Genomic DNA, 24,490 nt, shown 5'->3' with positions numbered 1-24,490 from the left:
AGCTGACCTGCACCGATAGTACGCGACAGAGGAAGGAGATGCTGGGCGATTACCGGCCGCACCGGGCTCAATCGGGACGTGGACAGCGGCGGGCCAGCCTACTCATGGTGTTGGGTCAGGGGCACCCTGACCCAACACACCCGACCAGCCTCGATTGCCGGATCGAGGTCACTGACCGTCTGATCGATACCGATGAGCACGACGACCCCACCACGTTTCCGCGTCATCGCCCTCGCCCGCGTGCACCACCCGGAATCCGGATAGAACGTCCCACCGTAGAACTGCGAGCCGGCAGGGTCCGGAACCGGTGCGGAGATCAACAGCTCATTGCTCTCGAACTCAGCTGACCACCCCGGCGCCGCCGGCCATCGGAAATCCCGGTCCGGCATCGCTGGCCGGGCACCGAGGACCGTTGCCCCGTCCATCAGGACATCCGCGCTGAGCAGTTGACCATCCGCGGTCATTTCGGCCGCCGCCGCGCGCCGAATGAGCGCGATCATCGGCTCACCGGCATACGTCACCGGCTGAGCATCCAGCGTCGCCAGCTCATCCGGGATCGGTGTGTCACCACTGAGCACGTAGTCAGGCACCCGCACGAGGCCCCCCTTACTCCTGGTCGCCTGCGCCGAACTTCTTGCGCCATGAACTCACCTGGTCATCGGTGATTTTCGTGAACAGCACCGGCGGCACGGTGAACCCGGTTCCCGGGCGCACCCAGGACAGGGCTTCGACATCGGTGTGTTCGGGCCAGCCGATACCGTCGAGGTCGGGCTGTTGCCAGAGTCCGCGCAGCGTTTCGGCGGTCGCTGGGATGATCGGCGCGGAGATCACGCCGAACAGGAAGATCATGTTGGCCGCGGTGCGCAGCGTGAGCGCGGCCGCGTCTGGGTCGGTTTTGATCTGAGCCCACGGCGCGCGGTCGTTGATGTATTCGTTGGCCACGCTCCACATCGCCCGCAGGGTCGCGGTGGCCTTGCGGAGTTCGATCGCGTCGAGGTGCTGTTCGTAGTCGGCGAGCAGCTGCGAGAGTCGACGGCCGAGTTCCTGTTCGGCCTCCCCCGCAGAGGCGCCGTCGGGCAGTTGGTCCCCGAACCTCTTGGCACAGAACGTCAATACCCGGTTGACGAAGTTGCCCAGGACATCGGCGAGATCCTTGTTCGTCTGCGAAGCGAACAGCTCCCACGTGAAGCTCACATCATCGGATTCGGGGGCATTGGCGATCATGAAGTAACGCCAGTAGTCGGCCGGCAACAGCTCCAACGCGGCATCGGTGAAGATCCCGCGGCGCTGGGAGGTCGAGAACTTGCCGCCGTAGTAGTTGAGCCAGGAGAAGGACTTGATGTAATCGACCATCTTCCACGGCTCCCGCACCCCGAGTTCGGTGGCGGGGAACATTACCGTGTGGAATGGGACGTTGTCTTTGCCCATGAACTCGGTGTAGTGCACGTCGCCGGCGTCGTACCACCAGCTTTTCCAGTCCCGGCGGGCGGGATCGGCGTCGGAGTATTCCTTGGTCGCGGCCAGGTAGCCGATCGGGGCATCGAACCAGACGTAGAACACCTTCCCGTCCGCCGCGAGATCCGGCCACGTATCGGCCGGCACCGGAACACCCCAATCCAGATCGCGGGTGATCGCACGATCGCGCAGGCCCTCGGCGAGCCATTTACGGGCAATGGAGGTCGCCAGGTGCGGCCAGTTGCCGCTTACCCGGTCGATCCAGTCCTCCACCTCGGGTTGCAGCTTGGATTGCAGCAGGAACAGGTGGCTGGTGTCGCGGACTTCGAGATCAGCGGACCCGCTGATCGCCGAACGCGGGTTCAGCAGGTCCGTTGGTTCGAGCAGCCGCGTGCAGTTCTCGCACTGATCGCCGCGGGCGCGGTCGTAGCCGCAGTGCGGGCAGGTGCCGGTGACGTAGCGGTCGGGCAGGAACCGCCCATCGGCCGGCGAATAGACCTGGGTGACCGGACGCTGTTCGATGAACCCATTCTCGAACAACCTGCGCGCGAAATGCTGTGTGATCTCGATATTCTGCGGAGAAGAAGTCCGGCCGAACACGTCGAACGACAATCCGAACCCGTCGTAGATCGCCTTCTGCGTGTCGTGCGCCTGCGCACAGAACTCGGCGACCGACATCCCCGCATCGGCGGCCGCCAGTTCGGCGGGGGTGCCGTGTTCGTCGGTAGCGCACACATACAGCACGTCATTCCCGCGTGCTCGTAGGTATCGGGCGTACACGTCCGCGGGCAGCATCGAACCCACCAGATTGCCCAGATGTTTGACTCCGTTGATGTACGGCAGGGCGCTGGTGATCAAATGCCTTGGCATCGCGGCGTTTCCCCTCGATTCTGTGTGCGGTGCCGGCACGCTGTCCACGCCGACGGATGGGCCGATCCTACTCACCGGCATCCGCCCCCTGAGCGGTCGCCAGCAGGTGTGTGTGCAGGGTGCGTTCCACGAATGCCTGCATGTGGCGCAGTGTGGCCGGATCGGGTTCGAAGCCGAGCCAATCGGCGCTGGAAATGCCCTGCCCGATCAGGTATTCGACCACGGTGTCTTCGTCGATTTCGACATCGAGCGCGCGTAGATCGTCCAGGGCGGCCAGGACCAGGCCCGCTTGAGCGCGGGCACGCAGGGCTTCCAGGCGCGCCACGTCCTCACTCCAGGTCAATGTCCGCTGGGCGAGTACACCGGTGACGAACAGCCGCGCCCGCATGTATCTCGAGGACAGGAAATCGGGATGGCGCCGGATCGGGATCAGGCGCGGACTGCCGGAGAACACGGCACAGCTGGCAGCCTGCTCCAGCTCCTCCCAATCGACCAGGACCTTGTTCGTGTACGGCACCTCCTCATCCAGGACCAGGCCCCGCTCACGGCTGTAGGCGATGATGGCATCGGTCAACCGCTGCACCGCGGCTGTGTCGTATTCGCCGACGAACAACACATCCATATCGGACGCTGTTTTCTGCCGCATCCGACCGAACGAGCCATAGATGACCACGGCACGGGGACCGTGGCCGGGCAGCACGTCCACCGCGGCTTGGCGCATCGCGTCCAGGGCCTCCGTAGAAGCCCGCTGGTTGTCGCTTTTCACGCGAGGCTCCCGTCATGGATATAGGCGGCCGCGGTATCGAGGAGGTTCACGAGATCGTGTTCGCTGATCAGGCCGTTGCCGGACATGAACCGCAAGACCGGGTGCGTGTGCGCGCGGCCCAGGCCGAGCCGGTTTTCGGAATCGGGTAGCACGAAACTGTGCAGGTAGATCGCGCCATCGGCGAGCATCCGTTCATAGGCACCGACCGTCAGGGCCGCCGAACGCTGCCCGGTCGCCGAATCGAAAGGAACAGTCGCGTCCGGCGGAACCACGGTGAAGGCCACCGAGTTGATGCTGACCTCGTTGAGCCGGACGAAACGGGGGTGCGCATCGACCAGCGCGGCGAACCGATGCGCGATGTCGATCCGGGATTCGATCATGCTCCCGACCCCGGCGACGCCGAGCGCTTTGATCAGCATCCACGTCCGCAAGCTCTGGAACGAGCGGCTGCCGGTCGCTGGTGTGATCTGGCCGAGGGAGCGCGCGTGCCGCAGGATCAATTCGGACTCCGTAGCGATCAGCGCCGCGTCGGCCGGTGAACGTAGCAGCAGAAACGAGTTCGAGTAGGGCACGCTCAACACCTTGTGCGGGTCGAGCATCACCGAGTCGTAGACCGCCAGCCCATCGAGACGACGCCGATACCGGTCGGAGAACAACAGGCTCGTGCCGTGGCAGCCGTCGCAATGCAACCAGGCATCCGGGTAATGCCGGCGCACCACCGCGGCGAACTCGCCCAGGTGCTCGATGGTCATCGTCCGGCTGTCCCCGGCGTAACACACCGCCATGATCACCTGCTCACCATTCGCGCGGGCCGCGCGCAACCGGCGATCCAGTTCGGTGAGGTCGTAGCGGAAGTCCTGCACTGGATAGTGCGTGGTGGCGGTATTGCCCAGTCCGGCCCACGCCGCCGAGGCCGCGATCGTGTAGTGACCGATACCGTCGGGAAGCACGATCACCGGTCGCGCGCCTGAGGGCAGGCCCTCGGCCCGGCTGCCGGGAAACGCGCGTTCACGGGCCAGGAGCACGGCGGCGAAGTTCGCGCCCGTGCCGCCGGTGGTCGGTACCCCGCCAACCTCCAATGCCGAGGCTGGCGGCGTTGAGGGCACGTCGAACCCGGACAGGGCGCGGAGCCAGCGGATAAGCGCGATCTCCATTTCGGTGGCGCCACGCGAACAGAACTCCGCGTTGATCAGGTTCACATCCACCAGCTCACCGAGCACGGCCCCGGCCACCGCGGCGAGGTTGTTCCCGGCATCGGGGAACCCCGCGAACATCGGCGACGCGAAGTTCGGCATGGTCGGCAGATACCGGGACTCCAACTCCGACAACAGCTCACCCAGATCACACCCGGACAGCGGCAACGATTCGGTGGCGATGGCGTCGAGTACTGCGCTGTCGCGGGGAGCCATGAACCGCTGCCGGTACTTGAACGCCAGCCCGATATCGAGTACCTGCCCCAACACCCGGCGGGCACTGTCCCGATCGAGACCACCAGGGCCCAGAAACGCAGCAACCTCCGTCGAGGCGACGGTAGTTTCGGTCATAACGCGGCTTCCTTCCACCGCAGACCGGACGGAGCTGCGGCACATCCCGATTCCGAAAACGCCTGGAACAGGCGTCTAACCGATGGCAACCGCCCACCACCGGGCTATGTCTGTTCAGCGGTGCCGTCCCCATCACCCCGGGACGGTCACACGACTACCACGCTGACGATACGACTCCCGAAATGCGGGTGGGAGCGGATTACATTCCTGGCCAAAAGAACTCGTCAACCGCCGCTCGCTTTGGTACCTGCGAACGTTGCAGCTGAACTATTCGACATCCAGACCTCCATCAGACGATCACCGGCAATGTGCGGGGGCCGTTGGTGACCAGGCTCGGGACTGAACCGATCACTGCGGGGTCGGTGGTGGCGAGCCGCATATCGGGGTACCGGGCGAAGAGCGCGGGCAGCCCCACGAAGGCTTCCAGCCGCGCCAAGGGTGCACCAAGGCAGTGGTGAACGCCGTGACCGAAAGCGAGGTGGTCTTTGACCGCCCGGGTGGGGGCGAATTCGTCTGGGCGGTCGTGGATGTTCGGATCGCGGCCGGGGCCGGCGAGGGTGGCCAGGAGTGCCGAGCCCTTCGGAATACGGAGGCCGCCGGGCAGGTCGATATCTTCGACGGCGAACCGCATCGGCATATGAGCGATCGGCGGGTCCCGCCGTAAGGATTCCTCGATGACATCCCGCCACTCGGAATCTGTGTCCGGGCCGACAGGCCGGGTTTCCGGGTGGGTCAGCAGCGCATAGATGGCGTTGGCGATTAGGTTGGCGGTGGTCTCGTGACCGGCGACGATGATCAGTAGCAGGGAATCGCTGAGTTCTTCTTCGGATAGCCGTGACCCGTCCTCGGCGTGAGTCCGCATCAACACCGAGGTCAGATCGTCGCCCGGGTGCTGGCGCTTGTAGTCGAGGAGTTCGCCCAGCACCGTGTAGAGGCCAGCGAAATTGGCTTGCAGTTCGGCTGGGGACAGGGAGGTATCGAGCGTGCCGCCCGCGTAGGTATGCAGCTGCGCCGACAGTTCGGCCGGCACGCCCATCAACTCGCCGATGACCCGGATCGGCAGTTCGACGGCGAACCGGGCCCGCAGATCCACCGGTTCGCCGACCGGTGTGGTGGCGAGGTCGTCGAGCAGGCCGGTGGCGATGGCGGCGATACGTGGCTGTAGGTCTGCGGTGCGGCGGTGGGTGAACGCCGGCGCGATGAGCTGACGTAGTCGGCGGTGGTCGAGGCCATAGGCGGTGAGCAGGTTCGACACCGCCACCCACGGCAACATCACCCAATCCTCGGGGATTTCACCGTTTTGCAGGGCCGGCCAATGCTGTGCGGCGTCCTTGGAGATCCGGGGATCCACGAACAGCTTCTTGAGCAGCGTTGCGTCGGTCACTGACAGCGCTGGTACCCCGCCGGGAAGTTCAACCGCAGTGATCGGGCCCCGCGCGGCGAGCTGCCGGACCTCGGTGGGAACGTCGGTGCCGGCGGGGTCGAGCACCAGAGGCGGGAGGGGCTGTTGCTGGGTCATGGCGATACTCCTCGGTTTCGGGCTACTGCGGTAGGGGCACTGGTGGCGTGGCAGGAAAGCGGACCGGCAGGGCGGTCAGGGCGCGGTGGAATATCCCGGGTCGCCAGGCCAGCTGGTCGGCGGGTATCGCGAGCTGCATGTCCGGGAGCACGTCCAAGAGCTGGTCGATCGCGTTGTTGGCGATGGTCAGCGCGAGGCGATCGGCCATGCAGGCGTGCGGGCCGATGCCCCAGGACAGGTGAGAACGGTTGCCGGTCCGCTCCGGGCCGGTCACGGCCGGATCGGCGTTGCACGCCGCGATGCTGATCACCACCGGCTGATCCGCCGGCAGCCACATCCCATCGACCATGATCGGCTGTCGCGGATACGAGGTACAGAAGTTCGGCAACGGCGGGTCGTTGAACAGCACCTCATCAATCGCATCCCGAGTCGAGAGCGCGCCACCGTGCACCTGTTCGCTGAACCGGGTATCGGTGAGCATCAACCGCATCGTCGTCGTGATCAGTGATGTGGTCGGCTCGGTCCCGGCCGCGTACACCAACGCCGCTTCCTGGACGATCTCCATATCGTCGAGGCCCACGGCATGAGCCATCATCGCCGAAGTCACATCCGCGGCCGGACACTGCCGTTTCTGTCCGATGGTCTCCATCAACGCCCCCGCGAACCGCATATTGCCCTCGGCCGCGGTCTCCGCGGAGGTGGCATCCAGAATCGCCGCCATCCCCTCGAACGCGGCCCGGCCGGTCTCACCGGAGATCCCCATCAGCTCGGTGAGCGTGTGGAACGTGAGCGGGAATGCGTACTGGGTACGCAGATCCGCGGTCCCGACCTCACAGAACGAATTGATCAGCGGCACCGCCAGCCGTTCGACGGCCGACCGGACCGCTTGCAAGCTCACCGCCTCCAGCGCGGCGACGATTGGGCGACGCAGGCGCGTATGCGCGTCTCCCGCCTCCCGCAACGCATTGGGCCGGTACTCCATCATCGGCAGAACCGGGCAATCCGCATCGACGGTCTTCTGCCAGCGGCGCGGGTCGGCCGGAAAATGCGTGTCGTCGTACATGATTCGCAGAGCTGTACGGTATCCGATCACCAGCGTGGCCGGCACATCCGGAGCCAAATCCACCGGGACCAGTGTTCCGTGCTCCTGCCGCATCTTCCGGAACGCCTTGTGCGGGTCGTCGGCGAACTCCGAGGTGTACAACGGCACCCGCTTCTTAGCGGGTGCCAGTGGGGAACCCATCACTCGCGGAACTCCGGCGGCCGGCGGCGATATCGACATGTTCAGTTACTCCAAGACAAGGTGAAGGCTGGTATGGGCACATGCGGAAATGCGCGCCCGGCTTCGTCGGCGGGCGTGCGGGGAATATCGGTGTGGTGAGCGGGATCTAGCTCCGGGCGACGGTTCCCGCTGCTTGGGTGGTGGATTCTTCGGCGCGGCCCACCGTGGTCCGCCGGGCCGGGATGCGGAGGCACAGTTCAGCGGCGATCACCGCCGCACGATTAACCTCCCCGGCGCCTGCAAGCTGACCGACTCGGCGACACACCGGCCAGAGCCCACCGACTTCTGTCACGACATCGGCCAACGTCAACCCCGGCCTACTCATTCAGCCATCGCTCGACATCCGTCAGAACCAGATCCTCGCGAATCGGTTCCGAGTCCTGGGCATCCAGCAATGTCCATCGTTCGGGGAAAGTGCCAGTTTGAACAAGCCGGTAGCCCAGCCGGGAAGCCCGTGCGGCCAGGAATTCAGCCCTCAGTTCCTCCATCATGGTGTGCTTCCTGCCCTCGGCCCGACAATGTGACGCCAATAGTCGCTGCGCACTGCGTCCCACAGGCGGGTCAGGCTCGGGAATAACTCCCGGGCGATCACCAGGTCCGGGGCAGCGGCAGGCGCATCGACCTCCATCAACGGCGGCCGGCCGGGACCGGCGGCACCCACGTGCATCATGTGGATGCGCGCGTGGTCCATCCGCCAGACAGCCGCCCATCCGTCGCACTCGGTGCGATATTCGGTCACTGTCGACTCCTGTCGTGGTTCCCGGCAGCGGAGGAGCGCATCACTCCGCCGCCGGGAAGAATCGGCATCCAGCGCATGTAGGCCCTGCACAACACGGGCCATCACATCGGCTGGAGGTGGGTCGTGCGCGGTGTACGCCCAGCCGTACTCGGCGGCGTACACACCGGGCATCCGGTCCGGCAACTGGCCCATGTCACCGCTCCACTCGCCCGAAATCGGGGTGATGGGCCGCCAAGGTGGCCCGACCCAAATCGGTGATCTCGCAGCGGCCGGTTTGTCGGCGGGTGAAGACCAAAGCCCGGCGGTTCAGCTCGGTGATGCTCTGCCGGGTCTTCCACCGGGTCAGGCCCGCCGCCGCCTCGATCTGCTGTGTGGTCAGCATCCCTCCGTAACTCAGGGCTCGGAGAACGCGCGCCTGTGCGATGGACAGGCCGCCGCGAGCTCGCGTCTGCACATGGCGGGATGGGTGCTCGTCGCTCTCGCTGGCAGTCATCACCACCACCACCTCAGCAACCGCGGTTCGTTTGTCCCGCAAGCGAAAAGGACACTCGGCCCGATCTGCACAGTCATCGCTCACCTGCCCCTGTCTGGAGAGCGCCGGAGGTGACTCCGGCCACATCAGCAGTGTTCTACACTCGGACCGATAACACAATGCCTGAAATCAGTCTGTGTCAGAAACTCCGAAACGAATCGGCACAGAGTGAAGTGACCTCGATCCAAGATGAACCTGATGGGAGGTAGTCTTGTGGGGTAAAGGTGTGTCGTTGTTTAATCTGCGTGACACAAACCCGACTAATCGAGGGGGCTGACGTGGCACTGGATACCGTGGGAACCGCGCTCATCCGGCGGCATATCGGCCGCCGCCTGACCGCATTGCGGGACAAGCGCAAGCTCTCTCAGGATCAGGTCTCCACTGCCGTTACGCTCAGCCGATCGACCATTGTCCGGATGGAGGAAGGCAACCCCGCCGTTCGGTACACTGTGCCGAATCTCAAGGCCCTGCTCGACCTCTACGAGGCGAGTGAGGAAGACCGGGAAATCCTGCTGGCCCTCGCCGCGGAAACCCGTAACGGGCGGTCCAAGTCTTGGTGGCACGACTACACCAACACCGAGCTACCAGAATGGTTCGGCCTGTTCGTCATCATGGAGGACTCCGCCACCAGGATTCGTGATTATCAGGCCGAGAACATCCCTGGGCTGTTACAAACACAGGAATACGCTGAGGTGCTTTTCCAGACCCCTGCGGGGCTCGCCACTCCAGAGCAAGCGAAGAATCGGCTCCAGGTGCGAATGGGACGGCAGAGCATTCTCGCTCGCCCGAAACCACCCCGCTTCGAAGTGGTACTGAATGAGGCGATCCTCTGTCGCCCGATCGGCGGTCCAGGGCTGATGACCAGGCAGTTCGAGCATCTAGTCGACATGATGAAGCGTCCGAATGTCTCGATCCGTATTCTGCCCTGGGCTGCTGGAGTTCACGGCGGCATGTACGCGGCGAGTTCCTTCATGCTCCTGGACTTTCCCGAAGACCCCATTGGAGAGCCCATCGAACCACCGCTTGCCTACGTGGACACACTGACCGGTGCCATGTATCTCAACAAGCCCTCGGAGTTCGCGGCTTATGAACGGGTGTGGCGCGATATCGACCAGAAGGCGCTCAGCGCCACGAAATCCAAGGAACTCATCATCTCAGTATTGGAAGGACTCGAAGAATGACCCCCTACGACACCGTCACCTGGCGGAAAGCCCGCCGGAGCGGATCGAACGGTAGCTGCGTCGAGGTCGGGGTATGGCGGAAGGCCGCTCGCAACGGACAAAATGGTGCCTGCGTCGAGGTCAAGGCCGACGGCATCGCGATCCTGATTCGGGACAGCAAGTACCTGCGCAGCCCCGACAACGACCCCGAGGCCCAGCCGATCATCACTATCAGCGTTGCCCAGTGGCGTGACTTTCTCGATGTTGTAGCTGGGCGCTCTGCCGCTTCCCCGGAGCCGGCCATCGCCGTGCACACCGACGGATCGGCCGCGCTCACGTCATCCGACGGCATCCGCTTGGACTACACGCCGACCGAATGGTTGTACTTCTCGAGCGCGGTGGCCGAAGGCGAGTTCGATGACCTCGCGAACGAGTGGAAAGCACCAGCAAACCAGCTTACTGGGGTCTAGGAGGCAAGCCAACGAAGTTGGCGCGGCAGCCTTTGTAATGTGACTTTGGGCGCCAGGACGACCGGCGCTGTCCGACGATCACGCGCCGAGCCGGACACCTGGTTCCCGACAGACCCGCTGACCGGGCCCGAAATTCGCGGGCCCGGTCATTTGCGTCAGGGAGCATCCCGGCCTGCCGCCGGTCTGTCGGTGGGTTGAGTTATGGTGAGCGCGGCTGTTGAGCCCCCAGCCCGTTCGGTGATGCGCTCCCCACGCGGACCGCACCAAATCGCCGGATCGAAGATGTCTCAGACTCCGCGCGGCTCTCCCCAATCCTTTTGCCTGGCATCGGTTTACGTGCCGGTAAGGTTCGGCGTGGCGGACCTTACCGGAGAGAGTGAGGCCGATATGCCGCGCGATACCCGTGCCCTGACCCGTGCAGCGCGCCGCCGTAAGAAGAACACCGGACAGTCCTACCAGCAGGCCCGCGAAGACGCCGCGGTGATTCACGAGCTGATGGAATCCGACGATCTGACCTGGGCGGAAGCCGAGGAGATCTACGACGACCCCCGCAATCAGCTGCTCTGCGATACATGCGGCTGGACGGTCGGCATGGTCTGTCCGGAGTGCCCAGGTTGCGGCTGCTACAGCGGTCGATGCTCGGGCTGGCGACACCGGGAGTTCGATCCGGATGAGTACGAAGACGCGGAATATTGCGGGGAATGCGGAGCGACCGACCACTACCAGTGCAACTGCTATGAGTGATCGAATCGCGTTAGCGCTGGCAGCGGTCGGTCACGGCCTGGCCGTGTTCGACCTTCCGCCGAGCGAAAAACGGCCCGGCCCCGGCTGGCAGCAGCGGGCAACCACCGACCCCGAACAGGTCCGGCGCTGGCTGGCGGCGGAATGCAACCTCGGGGTCGGGTGCCGCGCTTCGGCGGTGATGGGTCTGGACCTGGACCGCCACGGTGACGACGCGGACGGGATAGCCAGTTTCGAGGCCCTGTGTACCCGCCATTGCCACGATTGGCCCACCACGCTCACCACCGCCACCCCCCGCGCCGGAATACACATGTACTTCCGAGTCCCGGCCGATATCGTGGTGCTCAGCACCTCCGGCGGGACCGCCGGTCTGGGGCCGGGAATCGACACCCGCGGCCCCGGCCGCCGCAGCGGCGGCTACTTGCTGGCTCCCGGTTCGGTGGTGCCGGCCGGGGCCTACACCCTGGCCCGGAACTGTCCGATTGCGGATCTGCCGGACTGGCTGGCATCGCTGCTAGTCAGTCCGGAGCAGCAGTCGAACGGCTCGTTGCGCTTCCGTCCGCTACGGCGAGCACCGGCACCGTACGGAGACACAGCTAGCTGAGCGGCGGACGTAGCGAAGTAAGCGAACACGTCGTTACTGCTGCTTATGTCACAGATGTATCGTGAGGTTACTACTGGTAGAAAAATCGGTCCTTCCTAAGTGGCTACGTGACCGTGTTGTGCACAGTCGGCACGTAGAAACGGGGCCGGTGCTGAAGATCGCGGATAGAACCTGGAGGTCGGGTCGCGGTGGTGGTGGAGGAGAGCCGGCTACAGAGCATCTTGGATGGGATTCCTCTGACGCCGCCATGGACGGTGGGCGAGTTCACGGCGTATCTGTCCGAACGGTTCGGAAAGCGGATCGTTCTGGACCCGTGGCGGGTGCATGTGCCAGCGGTGTCACGCTGTGGCGCTCTGTGGGTCACCAACAGCGAACTTGTCATCAAGTACGACCCAGCGCGGTCGGCGCGTGGCCAGCGCCAGGAGATCATGCACGAGATCGGTCACGTCCTACTCGAACACCGTGGCGACAACCGGTTCGAAATCACAGACTCCCTACTGGCCGAGGGCCTGGACCCGCAACGAGTGCGCGAAATCTTGCACCGTCGGCACTTCGACTCAACCGCGGAATGGGAAGCGGAATGGCTCGGTACGCACTTGGCCGGCCTGAGCCGGGGCCGACCAGATGACATCAATGGGGCGGGACACAGAGCGGCATCGCTGGTTGAGCTGATGTGGCGATGAGCCCCAGCCCCCTGTTGGTGGCCGAGGCTAGCTCGTCATTATCTGCACCGGTCGCCGCCGCCCTGCTGACATGGATCGCCGTCGCGGTGATGCTGCGGATGGCCGTCCTGATCGAACGGGTGCGCCTCGATTGGGCCGTGGCGGTGCTGGTCGCGTCCATGTGGTGCACCGCGCTCCTACGAGACCAAGGAGTGCAAGGAGTACTGACCCGGTGGATATCGCTGGCGGATATACGGCTTGCGACACATGCGGCGGCACTCGTCGGGGCAGGCGCGATCTTGTGGATTGGCCTGCTCTGGCGGGCGCGGCGGCCGGTGCCGCGCCCGGCGGTGCCGCTGATCTGGGTGAGCGTAGCGATACTCGCCGGGGTGCTGGCGTGGATCTCCGCGTCGGCGCGGGCGGCAAATATCGCTGTCGAGGAATTGTCAGGCTGGCGGCCGGGGGTCTACCTGACGGTCTACTCCCTGCCGACCGTGTTGGCCGAGATCCTGCCTCTGATCACCGCACTGAGCCTGATATGGCACTGGAAGCAGAACCGCGGCCGCGCCGTGTTCGGAGCGATCATCACGATATGCGCCGCACTGTCCTGGTTCGACGGCCTGACCCGGATCGTGACCGGGTGGATGATCACCGCCGGCGCACCGGCCGAAAGTGCCGCCGACCGTGCCGGCAGCAATGACCTGCTGTTCCTACTTCCCGTCGCGCTGCTCATGCTTCTGGCGGTACCGTCCATCACTACCTCACTGGCGATACGGCTACGCCGGGATGCGGCGTCGCGGAACATTCGTGTGCTCGGGCCGATGTGGGAAGACATGATGGCCGCCCGTCCGGAGATGCGTCTGCATGTCCGCGCACGGAATACGTTGCCGCAGGTCACCGAACACCGGATGCGAATCGAGATCGAGGACACGATGATCTCCGCGGCCCCGTACTTGACCGGTCTCGATCACCATCCCAGCCCACCGGAGGTTTGCCGCGCCTTGCGCGCTGCGCTGAGCGCCGAGGACGCCGAACACGGTGACCAGGCCGCGGCCGCCCCGCCCTGGGTAGGAGACGACGCGTTTGTGCTGGATATCGCCCGCGAATGGACCCGAACCCGAACCGGCTCAGGTCAGCCCACTGAAGAAGCTCCCGATATGAATGTCCGAAAGGCGACTGCATGACGACAACGACGAAACCCGCTGCACAGGCCATCCCGCATCCGCCCAAGCGTGTTCCGATCCTAGGCGATGTGCTCGGTATGGACCGTAAACGCCCGAACCAGAAAACTTTGTGGCAGTTCGGCCAGCTGGGGCCGCTGTATCGCCGGACATTCATCGGCGGGACGCATTTGACGTTCGCGGGCTCTGCGGAGTTGATGCGGGAGATCACCGACGAGAAGACCTGGCAACGGCACTTCGGTCGGCCGTATGAGAAGCTGCGCGAGATCGGCAACGACGGGCTGTTCACCGCGGGCAACGACACGGCGGAGTGGAAACGTGGACACGAGGCCCTGATCGGGGGTTTCGTCCCGGCCGCGATGCAGGGCTACCACGACACGATGCTGAGCGTGGCGAACCTGACTGCGGGCTGGCTCGGCGAGGGCCGGACCGTCACTGACACCGCGGCCATGATGGGCGATACAGCCCTGGAAGTCATCGCGCGGGCCGGATTCGGCCATGAGGTCGGCGCCTTCGAGGACCGCACAGCGGGACGGGCGCCGTTCGCCGATGCGCTGACCCGAGTGTTCTCCTACGCCCAGGAATCGGCCATTCCGGTGCTCGGCGCGCTGACCGGCGGAAAACGGGCCCACCAGCACGCCGCCGATATCGAGCTGATGAAGCACACCGTCATCGATGTCATCGAAACCCGCCGGCGCACCGGTGCGCGGTGCCCGGATCTGCTCGACCGGATGCTGCACCCCGAGAACGGGACACCGCTGCCTGACGACAACATTGCCGACCAGGTGCTCACCCTGTTCATCGCCGGGCACGAGACCACCGGAAACCTGCTCGCGTTCGTCGCGCATTTCCTCGCGCGAGATCCCGAACTCGCGGCCCGCGTCCGGGCCGAGGCCGCCGCGGTGAGCACCGATGGACGGATCGCCTACGAGGACGTGGCCAAACTGAAGGTCACCGATGCGGTGATCTCGGAAACGCTGCGGCTCTGGCCCATCGCACCGGGATTCTTCCGGGCCGCACGACAAGACACCACACTCGGCGGCTACGACATCTCCGCGGGTGAATGGGTATTCGTGCTGCTGCTGGCCGTCCACCGTGACACGAGCGTGTGGGGCGCCGACGCCGAGGAATTCCGGCCGGACCGCTGGCTGGAAGACGGGTTCCGGCCCAAGCCGTGGATGTACCGCCCGTTCGGCACGGGGCCGCGGTCCTGCATCGGCCAGGCGTTCGCTTTGCACGAGGCGAAACTGATCATTGCCTCAATGGTGCGGGATTTCGAGCTGGCCGGTAGCGGTGAACTCGACGTTGAGGAGAACCTGACGTTGCGGCCCTCCAACCTGGAAATCGAGTTCCGCCGCCTCAAGTGAACAACCGCAGGGCGGGAGCTGATTACCGAGTGCGGGCAGGCAGCGCCCGCAGATCGGCGATCAGCTCCCGCATCTTGTCACGGGTAATGGTTCGCGCCGCGAGATGCTGAACGCCGCGATCACGCGCCAGCGTCCATATCTGGACTTGCATGTCGAGGTCTACGTCCTCATCGCCGCGCGGCAGCAGTAAGCCCACGTCCGTGACCCCGCACAGCGTGCACAGGGCTTCGGCGACATCGCGGGGCAACACATCGGTGGTCCCGTCGCGCAGGCTCGCAATGTAGCCCGGCTCGATGTCGTGGCCCAGCTTTTTCGTGAGTTCGGCGGCGATCTGTTCGTTGGTCAGCGCCGGTTCACCCCAGCTGTGGTTGTACTCGATCATGTGTTCGATCTTGACGGCCAGCGGTAGTGACATCGGGTTCCTCACTCGGTGGTTCTGGATGACGCGAGTATCTGCTGTACCTGCGCCCACCGGTCCGCAAAACGTTCTTCTTCGGCGGGCACGGAATCGGGGAGTCGGCCCAGCAGCCAACGCAGGTACATCAGCTCGGTGTGGTCCTGAGCGGTCGGCGCCTGGGGGGCCCGGCGCATGTAGTGCCCGAGCAGCATTTCGATCGTCGCCTCACTCAACGTGCCTTCGAACCGCTGGCGCTCGATGTCGGCGATCGTCCAAGCGCGCAGGATTCGATCCGCGACGGTATCCGCGCTGTCCACGATCTCGGCCAGCCGCTCATCACCAGCAGCGGCATCGGTGATGTCCTTGGCCAGATTGACGGTCCTCTGGATCAGATCCGGCGGAAATGGGATGTAGAGCACGTTCGGCACGGGCTTCTTCGGAGAATCCGGCTTGATCTCCCTGGGAGGCAGACGCGACATGAATGCGTCCTTGGCCGAACCCTCCTCCCACAGATACGCCGTGTCCAGTCTGGCCAGCGTGTCCGCGTGGATTCGCCCGGCCTGCCCGCTTTCGATCTTGCCGATAGTAAGCGGGTTCAACCCGACGGCCTGGTGAACCGCCCGCTTGGTCATCTTCAGTGCTTTACGCCGCGCGAGCGCCACCTGTCCCAGGTACTCGGGGTGTTGTGTCATCGCCTCGACTCGTCTACGTAGAAACGCTTGCAGAACGGCTGCTACGTCCACATTCCCGCTGATGCTACCGGATACCACCAGGCACCTTCCATTAGCGCAACCTTTAGTTTCCATGGCCATATGCAACCATTCATGATCGGAGAACAGGTACTTTTACTAACGATAGCAAGCTCTAATACTGTTGAAAGTAAGCGTTTTGCTGAGTACAGTCGGCGGTTGTAGCTACTGGCAGCCGCGTCCTTCCCGGTGCGACACCCAGTTCGCGAAGTCAGAAACCGAAGGAAGGCTCAGCGATGACCAACCCACTCACCGCCGCCGCGGCCAACAAGCCGGCCAACGGCGGCGAACCGCCGACCGCCGCCGCGGCGGCCGCTATCGGCCTGGTGTTCGGCGCGGTCGTCGCACCGGGCTTGGTGCCGCTGGGCATTGGCTTCGGGATCGGCAACCGCGGATATGCCGCGAGCAAACACCGCCGTTTCTGGCTCTGGCTCACGCCCGAGCGCTGGCCCTTGATAGCCGTGTCCGGCCTATCGTTCACCCTGGTCGTCGGGTTCACCGTGGCCGCTCTACAGCACATGTCCCACGGCGCCGCCCCAGCCGAGCTGTGGCCGTGGTTTGTCGCGTCGCTGATCGTGGGCGCGATTGGTGCGCCGGGCGCATTCCTGATAGGCCGCCGCCTGCTGCGGCGTGAACTGCTGGAAGGCCGCACCCGCGACGTGCTGGTCAATGCCCAGGCCATCGGCGCGATGACCGAAGCTGGCGACGAGCAGGTAGCCCGCTTCGTCGGCGTGTCACTCAACGAGGACACCGTAGGTCTGTCGGTGGTCGATCCAAAGCGCCTGATGACCGCACCGATTCCCGTCGAGGTCGGCAAGGACGTTCGCTACGGCGTCGGCATCCTCATGCCCGACGATTCCATGACCGACCGCCGCCGTTCGGCCCAATTCACCGCGCCGAACTGCGATCTGCTGCTGGTCCCGGCCACGGCTGGTCAGCAACGTATGCAGGTGTTCGCCGGTTCCGGCGTCGGCAAAACCGAGTTCCTGGCAGGCATCCACGCCGCGCAGAACCGCATGGGCATGACCACGGTCTTCATCGACTTGAAGGGGATCGCGGAGGACGCGGCGCGGTTCGCCGCCGACGCCCGCGCCCAGCGCGATTACGTCGGCGCCGAACAGCTCGTTCGCGTCGAACGCGGCGGATGGGACTTCTTCGACACCACCCGTGACGAGCTGCTCGACCGGCTCATGTTCATCGCGCCCAAGACACAATCGACCGACTACTACACCAAGCGGATGCGCCGCGTGCTGGACATCATTATCGACGGGCGCGGCACCAAACCCCTGGTGAAGTCCCTCGATGAGCTGACCGAGCGCCTGGCCGACCCGGTGCGCCATCTCGGCGCGAAGCTGGCCGGGCCGATCACCGAGGAAGACCGCCACGGCGATACCGAAGCCAAATCGGTGGCCCAGGACGTAGACGCCATGTTCGCGCCGCTGCGTCGCCTGCTGCCGAAAACCGGCGAGGGATGGAGCTTTACGAAGCTGCCCAAGGGATCAGCGACGATCGTTTCCCTGGTCCCGGTACGCCCGGCCGAGCGTCTGCTGGCGAACCTCATGCTGCGCGATCTGCGCGAGCTACTGGCCCAGCGCTCCGAACAGAGCAAAGCCGGAGAACGTCAACATCCGCTCTCGGTGACCATCGACGAGTTCCCGCAAATGGTCGACCCCGACACCGATGCCGCCGACGAAGCCGTTCGAATCTACGAGACCGCCCGCGCGGGCGATGTTGGTCTCATCCTGGCCGGTCAGACCATCGAATCCTTCAGCCTCGATGCGCAGATGCAGCGCCGAATGCTCGGCGCGGGAACCGCCGTCGTGCTCGGCCGCTCCGCGCTGCCCGACACCGTGACCGAATCTGCCGGTACGCGCTGGCAGCTGGAAGCCGCAGGCGACCCGTACGGCCACGGCATCAACTCCGCTCGCGCACAGCAGACATTCGCAGTCAGCCCGCAGCAGGTCCGCCAGCTGCACACCGGCCTGTTCTACCTCGTCCACGAGGGAGCGGCGGCCAGATTCATGGCCTTCCGAACCATCTGATTCCCAACCCAATCGCCTCGATATCTGCTGTCCAGGAAGGAAACTAGGAATGTATAAGAAGATCACCACGGCCGCCGTCGGCGCAGCCTGCACGGTGTGCATGGTCGCCGGGGTCGCTACCGCCGAGCCCACCACACCGAGTCCGCAGGTTCCGCGCACCAGCCCCTCACCGCAGGCCACCCAGCCCCCGGTGCCGGAGCCGGTCACCCCCGGTCTGTCCACATTGCCGCAGGCTCCGCCCGCGACCGTCTGGCGGCAAACCCCGCCCAACAGCGGCGGCGCATACGACGGTGGCGGCGCATACGACGATGGAGCGGCGTATGACGGTGGCGGTACGAACAACGATGGCGGGCAGCAGGCTACGCCCGAAGCTCCCGCCGCACCGCCCACGTACCAGCAGATCATCTTGCCGCCGACACCGCCGGACGTGCTCGGCTCAGGTGCATCCACCATCCCGCGTCCGGACTTCGTTCCGCGCGATGCTGCCGAGTGGGCGAACGGGTGGCTGGACTACGGCAACTCCGTCGTTGATGGCGTTTACACCTCCGCTGGAATGCCGCCGGACCAGGCCAGCCGTGCGGCCGCCGGGACCACGACCGGCGCGGCCGCGGGTGCGCTGGTCGGCGGCACAGCCGGAGCGGTAGTGGTGGGTGTACCCGCCGCCGTAGCCGGTGGGCTGATCGGCGGGACCGTCGGCGGTATCGCCGGTGCCGCTCTGGGAACTCTGGTTCCCGTACCTGTCGTCGGGACCGTGACATCCGGGGTCGCCGGTACCGCGCTCGGCGCGGCCGCCGGCGCAGCGGCCGCGGGCGCCGCCGGTGCAGCGATCGGCGGTGCCGCCGGTGCCGCAGCTGGCGGAGTGATCGGCGGCGTTGCCGGTGCAGCACTGTCCGGCGGGCCCGGAAACCCGGAGATGCCCACCAACCCGCTTCCGCCGCTCCCGGTTCCGGAACCTGCCCCGGCTCCGGAGCCCGCGCCGGACGCACAGGCCGCGCCGTTGCCCGCCCCTGCCGCTCCGGCTCCGGTGCCCGGCCACTTCGACGTCAACCAGGCCATCGACGACGCGGCCGGATGGGCGCAGCAGCAGGTTGCGCAGGCTCCGCAGCAGATCCAGCAGGCCCAGCAGCAAGCCCACGACGCGGTAGCGAACCTCGCTGGTCTCTTGCCGCGCATTCCGGCCTAATTCGAGGAGGGGCCGCAGTGGTCGAGGAATCTCAGCGGTGGCGGCAGTGGCTCGACAACGCCGCCGTCCCCGCACCTACCAGCACCGACACACGCCGCCGCAAACAGCGGCGGCCCGCACCGACCGCGAGCGGGGTAATCCCGGCGGCGAAGGGCGCCCGCCGGGGCCCCGGCCGCTGGGTGCTGGTTGGCGGTGTGGCCGCAATCGCCGTGGTCACCGCCGTAGGAGTGGCGGTGGGCCTGTCGAACCGCACCGGCGGCACCGACAGCGCCCACCCCTACAAGATCGTGACCACTGCGCCCAGCCCGAACACGGCCACCACGAGCGCCCCGCCTGACTTCTGTACCCCGGGCCGGATCGGTGGGGCTCTGGTCAGCAACACCGGCGGCGACCGAGCCACCGGCGAGGGCGTGATTGCCGAATACGAATTCCGCTACTTCGGCCGCCGAGATCCGGCCGCCGTCATGGAAGTCACCGACAACGGGCCCGGCGTCCCCGGACCGGCGCAGGTGGCCGACGGCATCGCGTCCATCCCCGCCGATGCGCCCTGGTGTGCATCGGTCACACCGGCCGGTGAGAACCGTTTCGAAACCTCAGTTCGCTACCAGCCCGCGCCGTCGGCCGCCCCGGTGTCCTGGCTCATGGTCATCACCGTGGCCCCAGGTGAGGGCGGTTACCGAGTCGTCCGCATCGAAGACAAACCCGCATAGGAAGGGCCACCACCATGACTACCAGCGCCACATGGGAAGCCATCACCGAGGCTGTCACCGCCGACGCCGAGCAGCTGAAGGCGATGACCACGCACGGCCAGCTGTACGGATGGGCGAAAGAGCGCGGGCTCACCGGAACCCAGTTCGCCGCAGTGAAACACGAGCTGCGCAAGATCGGCGTCGATTACGACACGATCCGTGAAGAGATCACCCGCCAGCGGCTCTCCGAGCTGAACGCCGACGCCGCCGAAGGCGTACCCGTCATCCGCCTGTCCGCGGCGGGGGCCGACGCGGTGAACTCGTACGCGGTGTGCGACGCCGAGGGCACCGTGTTGTGGTACGGCACGTTCCACGAACGAGACCGCCACTACCGCAAGGGAAATCAGGCCAGCGCGGACCAGAGCGCCGCCGGAAAAGCAATTTTCCTGGCGTCGAAGGCGCGGCAGTTGGCCAAGGCGGAACTCGCCCGGCTGCACCTCACCCTCACCAATCCCCACGTCGATACGTCCTCCCTCATCCGCGAGGCAACCGCGTGGCGGCTGCTGCTGGACATCGAAATCAACGACGACCCGGCAAACCCGCCCGCCGCCGTCGCCTGGTGCGAGACCCCCGGCTTCCAGGACTGGAAAGAGGCCGAACTGTCCGCGCTGGTCGAGGGTCAGGACGACGCCGGCGAGGAGCTGGCATGAGAACGCTCGCGGTGCGCTCCACCGCCCTGACCGGCATATGCGCGGCTGTGGCCGCCGCAACAATGGTGGTCCTCGCTCCCCCGGCCGACGCCGAGGAGGCCGCCACCGCGGGCACCTGCCCGGATATCCACGTGCTCGCTGTCGCAGGCACCACGGAAACGAATGTGAACGCCCCGAGTGACGACGACAGCGGCGAACTGTCGGCCGCCGTCCTGCCGGTGCTCAATGCGGCACAGGCCGAGGGTCTGCGCGTCGAGCGAACCTACGTCGCCTACCCCGCCGATTTCGGCTACCAGGGCCTCTCGACCGCCTACAAGACCAGCGTCACCGACGGCTACAACCGACTCACACAAGTGGCGTCCCGGGTCCTGTACCAGTGCTCCACAACGAAACTTGTGCTGCTCGGCTACTCGCAGGGCGGACACGCCGTGTCGATGCTCGCCCAGCAGATCGGGGCCGGGAAGGCAGGCACGATCACCGCCGGGGATATCGCCTTTGTCGCCACATTCGGCGATCCCACCCGCGGCCCGGATGCCACGCTGTTCCCCGGCCGGGCCGGACAGGTCGGCCCGGACCCGTGGCCGGGCACCGACCGCAAGACCAAGCCGTCGGCGACCAAGTTCCCCGACATGTACGACGTGCCAAAAGGCCAGGGAATCGGTCCGGAGCGCGATATCGCGTCCAGCTTCGGCGCATTGGACGGACGGGTAGCGCAGTGGTGCTTGAACGGTGATCTGGCCTGCTCAGCACCCAAGAGCATCAGTTTGGCGAAGACCGCGCTCCAGATCGCCGGCCAATCCAATCTGGACTTCACCCGCGACCCGTTCGGCGTGGTCACCTCGCTGGCGTCCGCGACCGCGAACACGTTGGGAACCGGCCTGGCCACGTTCATGGAGAACGACGTGAAGGGCAAGAACCTGGCCGATGTGTACTTCGACGGCGACGCCTCGATCTCGCAGCGCCTTGAGGAAGCCGCCGATCCCCGCAACGCGGACACGCAAACCAATCCGCTGGTCGGCCTCCTTCAGGCCGGGCAAATGGTCGCGTCGTCCGTGACGACGTTCGTCGGTTCCGTACTCAACACCTCCACACTCGGATCACTGATCAATGCGGGTGTACAGATCGCCACCGCCGCCGCTGGTGGCGCTGTCACCGCCGGAGTGCCCGCCATGGTCGGAGGTCCGGCGGCGGCCGCGGCCGCCGCCGGGGCGGGCGCGGCCGCCGGTGCAGCGTCGGCCGCTCCGGGCCTGGTCGCTCCGGTGATCAACCTCGCCGGCAACGCGGCCACCGCGGCACTGAATATTATTCCGCCACAGAGCGCCGAGAAGAAGGTGTCCAGCATCTTCGATCTGCTCATCAACGAGGTGAAGGCGAACGCGGACCTGCCGCAGGTGCTCTTAGACGCACGGCTGTGGAACCAGCAAGCCACCCACGGCGGCTACAGGACAGCCCGCGTTGCTATGGACGGGTCCACGCCCTTGGACATCACCGCGGACTGGATCATCGCCGCCGCACGGGATCTCAAGGCAGCCAGCGACGCGGCCGCCGCGAAGAAGAACCCGCCCACCAGCACCACGGCGAAGGCCACCACCACCAGCACCAGCGCGAAGCCCGCGCCGGTGGTGAACGCCAGCTACGACCGCGACGCCGACGGCAATGTCACCAATCCGGTCGGGGCCCCGGAGTTCGCGGCCGATCCCCAGGCCGACACTCCCGGCGACGTGCGGCTGACCACCAGCGACCGGACCGAGCCCCCGGCACCGACCGAGACCACATCACTGGTGTGGCTGCCGGACGGACCCGACAGCATCGCCGTCCGCGTCGCCGCCGCCGACCCCGACACCCCGGCAGGCGCCCTGCTCCGCATAGGTTCCCCGGTGCTCGTCGCCGCGCCCGCCCAGGTCAAGGAGGTCAGAAAGCAATGACCAGCATCATCCGCCGTCACGAGGAACCCGTAGTCCGGCCGGTCATTGAGCCGCTGCCCGAGGAGGGCCAGGACGAACACGACCCTGCCGAGCCCGAGGGCCAGGAGCACGCTGGCGCGGCCGCCGAGATGGACAGCGCGTCCGAGCCGGGTCCACGTCTGAGCAAGGACACCGACCACGGGCAGCCGGTCCCGGATTCCGCCCAGGACGCCGACGCCGATGGGTCCGCGCCGCTGTTCCACATCATGGCCGCACTGCCGAGCTCAGGGGCCACGACGTTGGCCGCATGGTGCGGGTGTGCTGACGAAGTGGCGCGAGATACGGCGTGGCGGCCGCCCGCGGGCCACAGTCCCTACCTGGTGCTCACGGCCCCGAAAAGCCCTGACGGAGTGCGCGCTGCCCGCCAGCTGGCGGGCGCGCTCTCGCGCACCGTCGGCGGCGGTGCGCAGGTGGCGGCAATCGCCCTGCTCGAGGATCAGCCGCGTCCCACGCTCGCGCTGCGCGAACTGATCGCGGCTGCCGAACGAGCCGGAATCCCGATCCACACCCTTGCCCACGACTCGCGGATGCGGATACCGGACGCCACCGAACAAGACCGGTTGTGGACTCCGCAGACCGCCGACAAACCCGCAGTCCCGCCGGTTCTCGAACACATCTACCGGCACGTCTTCCACCACATCGCCGAGAAGGAGAACAGCAGATGAGCCCCAGCACCATGGCCGTCGTTCTGGCTGTGAGCCAGCCGACCGCCGACGGCGGCCCGTTCGAAGAGATCGCACAGAAGTTCCTCGGCCTGCTCTGGGCCTTCTCCGGATGGGTTGGCCTGGCCGCCTTCCTCGGTGGGGCCGCCGTCTACGCCTACGAGAAATGGACCATGAAACAGTCCGCGGTTCTGGGTTGGCTCAGCGGTGTCCTGCTGCTCATCGGGTGCGGCGCAATGGGCGCGACCATCATCAACTGGGCCATGGGCACGTGACGACCGTCGTACTGGCCGAACAGCTCCCGGCCGAAGTGCTCGATCCGCTGCTCCAGCTCGGCGGCCAACTGATCGGCCTCGCCGGGTATTTCGCCCTCGGGGCGATGTTCGCCGCGATCATCGTCGGCGGCCTGCGCTACTACGAGGGCGCGACCATCGCCCACTTCTGGCGCGAACTGCTGATCATCCTCATATCCGCCGCCATCGCGGCCAGAACCTTCGATATCGCCTCCTGGCTGCACTGAAAGGACTCCCCCGATGCGTCTGCGTACCCGAGTCGCCTCACTGCTCGTCGCCGCCATCGCGGCCCTGTCCGTGGCCGGATGCGGCGGCAGCGACGACGCTGGCACACCCTTGACCCTGACCAGCTATCGCGGTGCGGATTGGGTCACCGACGGCACCGTGAATCCGCCGGCCGCCCCCGGCCGGGGCGAGCGCATCCGCTATCCCCGCACCATGGACGGTGCGGTCATGGCGGCCGCGGATTCGCAAACCTTGCTGGACACCGCCCCCGATGATGCGTTCGGTTCGATCGCTCGCGATTACTTCGCCGTCGGCGACGGTCTGACCGCCTACCTTGCCGCCCGCGCGAACCTCTCGGTCACCGGCCAACCAGACCCCTCACGGCTCCCGCGCATCCGGGGCTTCCGGTTCCTGGACTACCAGGACAGTTCGGCCACCGTCGAAATCCTCTTCGAGCAGCCGGACAAGTCCATCAACGGACTGACCCGCCAACTGGTCTGGCTCGGCGAAAACTGGCTCATCCAGCTGCCCGACCCCAAAGGCAACGTGACCGTGCTCAAGGCTTACCCCGAACTGCCCGGTGACCTCGAAGTGCTTCCCCAAACGTAACCAGATCCAATAGCGAGGCAAGCCAACGAAGTTGGCGCGGCAGCCCTTTCCAGACCAACCACTCACCGAAGGAGG

27 protein-coding genes are annotated in these 24,490 nt (G+C 66.0%); 16 read left to right on the top strand and 11 right to left on the bottom strand.

From position 1 onward, the window contains the following. Positions 1-98 precede the first annotated feature (98 nt). From ACFWPH_RS33210 to ACFWPH_RS33170, 9 genes are all read right to left on the bottom strand, one after another. Positions 99-596, bottom strand: coding sequence for a hypothetical protein (locus ACFWPH_RS33210; RefSeq protein ID WP_378756250.1), 498 nt, complete (start codon positions 594-596; stop codon positions 99-101). A 10-nt stretch (positions 597-606) separates the two neighbouring features. Continuing rightward, complete coding sequence (gene metG, locus ACFWPH_RS33205; RefSeq protein ID WP_378756249.1) at positions 607-2,325, bottom strand: methionine--tRNA ligase; 1,719 nt, start codon at positions 2,323-2,325, stop codon at positions 607-609. Positions 2,326-2,392: 67 nt separating this feature from the next. After that, positions 2,393-3,091, bottom strand: a complete 699-nt coding sequence (locus ACFWPH_RS33200; RefSeq protein ID WP_378756248.1) for a hypothetical protein — start codon at positions 3,089-3,091, stop codon at positions 2,393-2,395. After that, complete coding sequence (locus tag ACFWPH_RS33195; RefSeq protein ID WP_378756247.1) at positions 3,088-4,635, bottom strand: pyridoxal phosphate-dependent decarboxylase family protein; 1,548 nt, start codon at positions 4,633-4,635, stop codon at positions 3,088-3,090. Before ACFWPH_RS33195 ends, ACFWPH_RS33200 begins: the two co-directional genes overlap by 4 nt. Positions 4,636-4,924: 289 nt before the next feature. Then, positions 4,925-6,154 (bottom strand): cytochrome P450, encoded by a 1,230-nt coding sequence (locus ACFWPH_RS33190; protein ID WP_378756245.1) that lies wholly within the window; start codon positions 6,152-6,154, stop codon positions 4,925-4,927. Between the two features lie 22 nt (positions 6,155-6,176). Then, positions 6,177-7,436 carry a cytochrome P450 gene (locus ACFWPH_RS33185; protein WP_378756244.1) on the bottom strand — a complete coding sequence of 420 codons (1,260 nt, stop codon included), beginning with the start codon at positions 7,434-7,436 and terminating at the stop codon, positions 6,177-6,179. 317 nt (positions 7,437-7,753) lie between these two features. Beyond that, positions 7,754-7,927 (bottom strand): hypothetical protein, encoded by a 174-nt coding sequence (locus ACFWPH_RS33180; RefSeq protein ID WP_378756243.1) that lies wholly within the window; start codon positions 7,925-7,927, stop codon positions 7,754-7,756. Further along, a complete protein-coding gene (locus ACFWPH_RS33175; protein WP_378756242.1) occupies positions 7,924-8,175 on the bottom strand; it encodes a hypothetical protein in 252 nt (83 codons plus the stop codon). Before ACFWPH_RS33175 ends, ACFWPH_RS33180 begins: the two co-directional genes overlap by 4 nt. 193 nt (positions 8,176-8,368) lie before the next feature. Continuing rightward, a complete protein-coding gene (locus ACFWPH_RS33170) occupies positions 8,369-8,668 on the bottom strand; it encodes a hypothetical protein (protein WP_378756241.1) in 300 nt (99 codons plus the stop codon). Positions 8,669-8,985: 317 nt separating this feature from the next. Here ACFWPH_RS33170 and ACFWPH_RS33165 point away from each other — a divergent pair, with 317 nt between their 5' ends. From ACFWPH_RS33165 to ACFWPH_RS33135, 7 genes are all read left to right on the top strand, one after another. Continuing rightward, positions 8,986-9,888, top strand: a complete 903-nt coding sequence (locus ACFWPH_RS33165) for a helix-turn-helix domain-containing protein (RefSeq protein ID WP_378756240.1) — start codon at positions 8,986-8,988, stop codon at positions 9,886-9,888. Further along, a complete protein-coding gene (locus ACFWPH_RS33160; RefSeq protein WP_378756238.1) occupies positions 9,885-10,337 on the top strand; it encodes a DUF397 domain-containing protein in 453 nt (150 codons plus the stop codon). The genes ACFWPH_RS33165 and ACFWPH_RS33160 overlap by 4 nt, the downstream gene beginning before the upstream one ends. Before the next feature lie 354 nt (positions 10,338-10,691). Then, a complete protein-coding gene (locus tag ACFWPH_RS33155; protein ID WP_378756237.1) occupies positions 10,692-11,081 on the top strand; it encodes a hypothetical protein in 390 nt (129 codons plus the stop codon). Next, positions 11,074-11,682, top strand: coding sequence for a bifunctional DNA primase/polymerase (locus ACFWPH_RS33150; protein ID WP_378756236.1), 609 nt, complete (start codon positions 11,074-11,076; stop codon positions 11,680-11,682). Before ACFWPH_RS33155 ends, ACFWPH_RS33150 begins: the two co-directional genes overlap by 8 nt. Positions 11,683-11,870: 188 nt before the next feature. Beyond that, positions 11,871-12,365: a hypothetical protein gene (locus ACFWPH_RS33145; protein ID WP_378756235.1), complete on the top strand. Its 495-nt coding sequence runs from the start codon at positions 11,871-11,873 to the stop codon at positions 12,363-12,365. Further along, the gene (locus ACFWPH_RS33140; RefSeq protein WP_378756233.1) at positions 12,362-13,528 is read left to right on the top strand and encodes a DUF6545 domain-containing protein; all 1,167 of its coding nucleotides are present in this window, start codon (positions 12,362-12,364) and stop codon (positions 13,526-13,528) included. The genes ACFWPH_RS33145 and ACFWPH_RS33140 overlap by 4 nt, the downstream gene beginning before the upstream one ends. Then, a complete protein-coding gene (locus tag ACFWPH_RS33135; protein ID WP_378756232.1) occupies positions 13,525-14,892 on the top strand; it encodes a cytochrome P450 in 1,368 nt (455 codons plus the stop codon). The genes ACFWPH_RS33140 and ACFWPH_RS33135 overlap by 4 nt, the downstream gene beginning before the upstream one ends. A 22-nt stretch (positions 14,893-14,914) precedes the next feature. On the opposite strand, the gene ACFWPH_RS33130 is transcribed toward ACFWPH_RS33135, so the two are convergent. Together ACFWPH_RS33130 and ACFWPH_RS33125 are read right to left on the bottom strand one after the other, a co-directional pair. Beyond that, positions 14,915-15,274 (bottom strand): hypothetical protein, encoded by a 360-nt coding sequence (locus tag ACFWPH_RS33130; protein WP_378756231.1) that lies wholly within the window; start codon positions 15,272-15,274, stop codon positions 14,915-14,917. A 41-nt stretch (positions 15,275-15,315) separates the two neighbouring features. After that, entirely contained in the window at positions 15,316-16,032 is a 717-nt protein-coding gene (locus ACFWPH_RS33125; protein ID WP_378756230.1) for a hypothetical protein, read from the bottom strand. Between the two features lie 242 nt (positions 16,033-16,274). On the opposite strand from ACFWPH_RS33125, the gene ACFWPH_RS33120 reads away from it, so the two are divergent. The 9 genes from ACFWPH_RS33120 to ACFWPH_RS33080 are packed head-to-tail and all read left to right on the top strand — an operon-like array spanning position 16,275 to position 24,415. Continuing rightward, positions 16,275-18,080, top strand: a complete 1,806-nt coding sequence (locus ACFWPH_RS33120) for a hypothetical protein (RefSeq protein ID WP_378756229.1) — start codon at positions 16,275-16,277, stop codon at positions 18,078-18,080. Between the two features lie 49 nt (positions 18,081-18,129). Next, positions 18,130-19,263 carry a hypothetical protein gene (locus ACFWPH_RS33115; RefSeq protein ID WP_378756228.1) on the top strand — a complete coding sequence of 378 codons (1,134 nt, stop codon included), beginning with the start codon at positions 18,130-18,132 and terminating at the stop codon, positions 19,261-19,263. Positions 19,264-19,280: 17 nt separating this feature from the next. After that, positions 19,281-19,973, top strand: coding sequence for a hypothetical protein (locus ACFWPH_RS33110; RefSeq protein WP_378756227.1), 693 nt, complete (start codon positions 19,281-19,283; stop codon positions 19,971-19,973). 14 nt (positions 19,974-19,987) lie between these two features. Then, positions 19,988-20,662 (top strand): hypothetical protein, encoded by a 675-nt coding sequence (locus ACFWPH_RS33105; RefSeq protein ID WP_378756226.1) that lies wholly within the window; start codon positions 19,988-19,990, stop codon positions 20,660-20,662. Then, on the top strand, positions 20,659-22,587 hold the full coding sequence (locus ACFWPH_RS33100; protein ID WP_378756225.1) for a cutinase family protein: 1,929 nt from the start codon (positions 20,659-20,661) through the stop codon (positions 22,585-22,587). The genes ACFWPH_RS33105 and ACFWPH_RS33100 overlap by 4 nt, the downstream gene beginning before the upstream one ends. After that, on the top strand, positions 22,584-23,291 hold the full coding sequence (locus ACFWPH_RS33095; protein ID WP_378756224.1) for a hypothetical protein: 708 nt from the start codon (positions 22,584-22,586) through the stop codon (positions 23,289-23,291). The genes ACFWPH_RS33100 and ACFWPH_RS33095 overlap by 4 nt, the downstream gene beginning before the upstream one ends. Continuing rightward, positions 23,288-23,563: a hypothetical protein gene (locus tag ACFWPH_RS33090; protein WP_378756223.1), complete on the top strand. Its 276-nt coding sequence runs from the start codon at positions 23,288-23,290 to the stop codon at positions 23,561-23,563. Before ACFWPH_RS33095 ends, ACFWPH_RS33090 begins: the two co-directional genes overlap by 4 nt. Next, positions 23,560-23,808 (top strand): hypothetical protein, encoded by a 249-nt coding sequence (locus ACFWPH_RS33085; RefSeq protein WP_378756222.1) that lies wholly within the window; start codon positions 23,560-23,562, stop codon positions 23,806-23,808. The genes ACFWPH_RS33090 and ACFWPH_RS33085 overlap by 4 nt, the downstream gene beginning before the upstream one ends. Before the next feature lie 13 nt (positions 23,809-23,821). After that, positions 23,822-24,415 carry a hypothetical protein gene (locus ACFWPH_RS33080; RefSeq protein ID WP_378756220.1) on the top strand — a complete coding sequence of 198 codons (594 nt, stop codon included), beginning with the start codon at positions 23,822-23,824 and terminating at the stop codon, positions 24,413-24,415. The last annotated feature ends 75 nt before the right edge of the window (positions 24,416-24,490 follow it).

Source organism: Nocardia sp. NPDC058499 (assembly GCF_042719915.1).
GTDB lineage: Bacteria > Actinomycetota > Actinomycetes > Mycobacteriales > Mycobacteriaceae > Nocardia.
The sequence above is the reverse complement of the archived record's forward strand: the minus strand, read 5'-3'. Positions and strand labels throughout refer to the sequence as shown.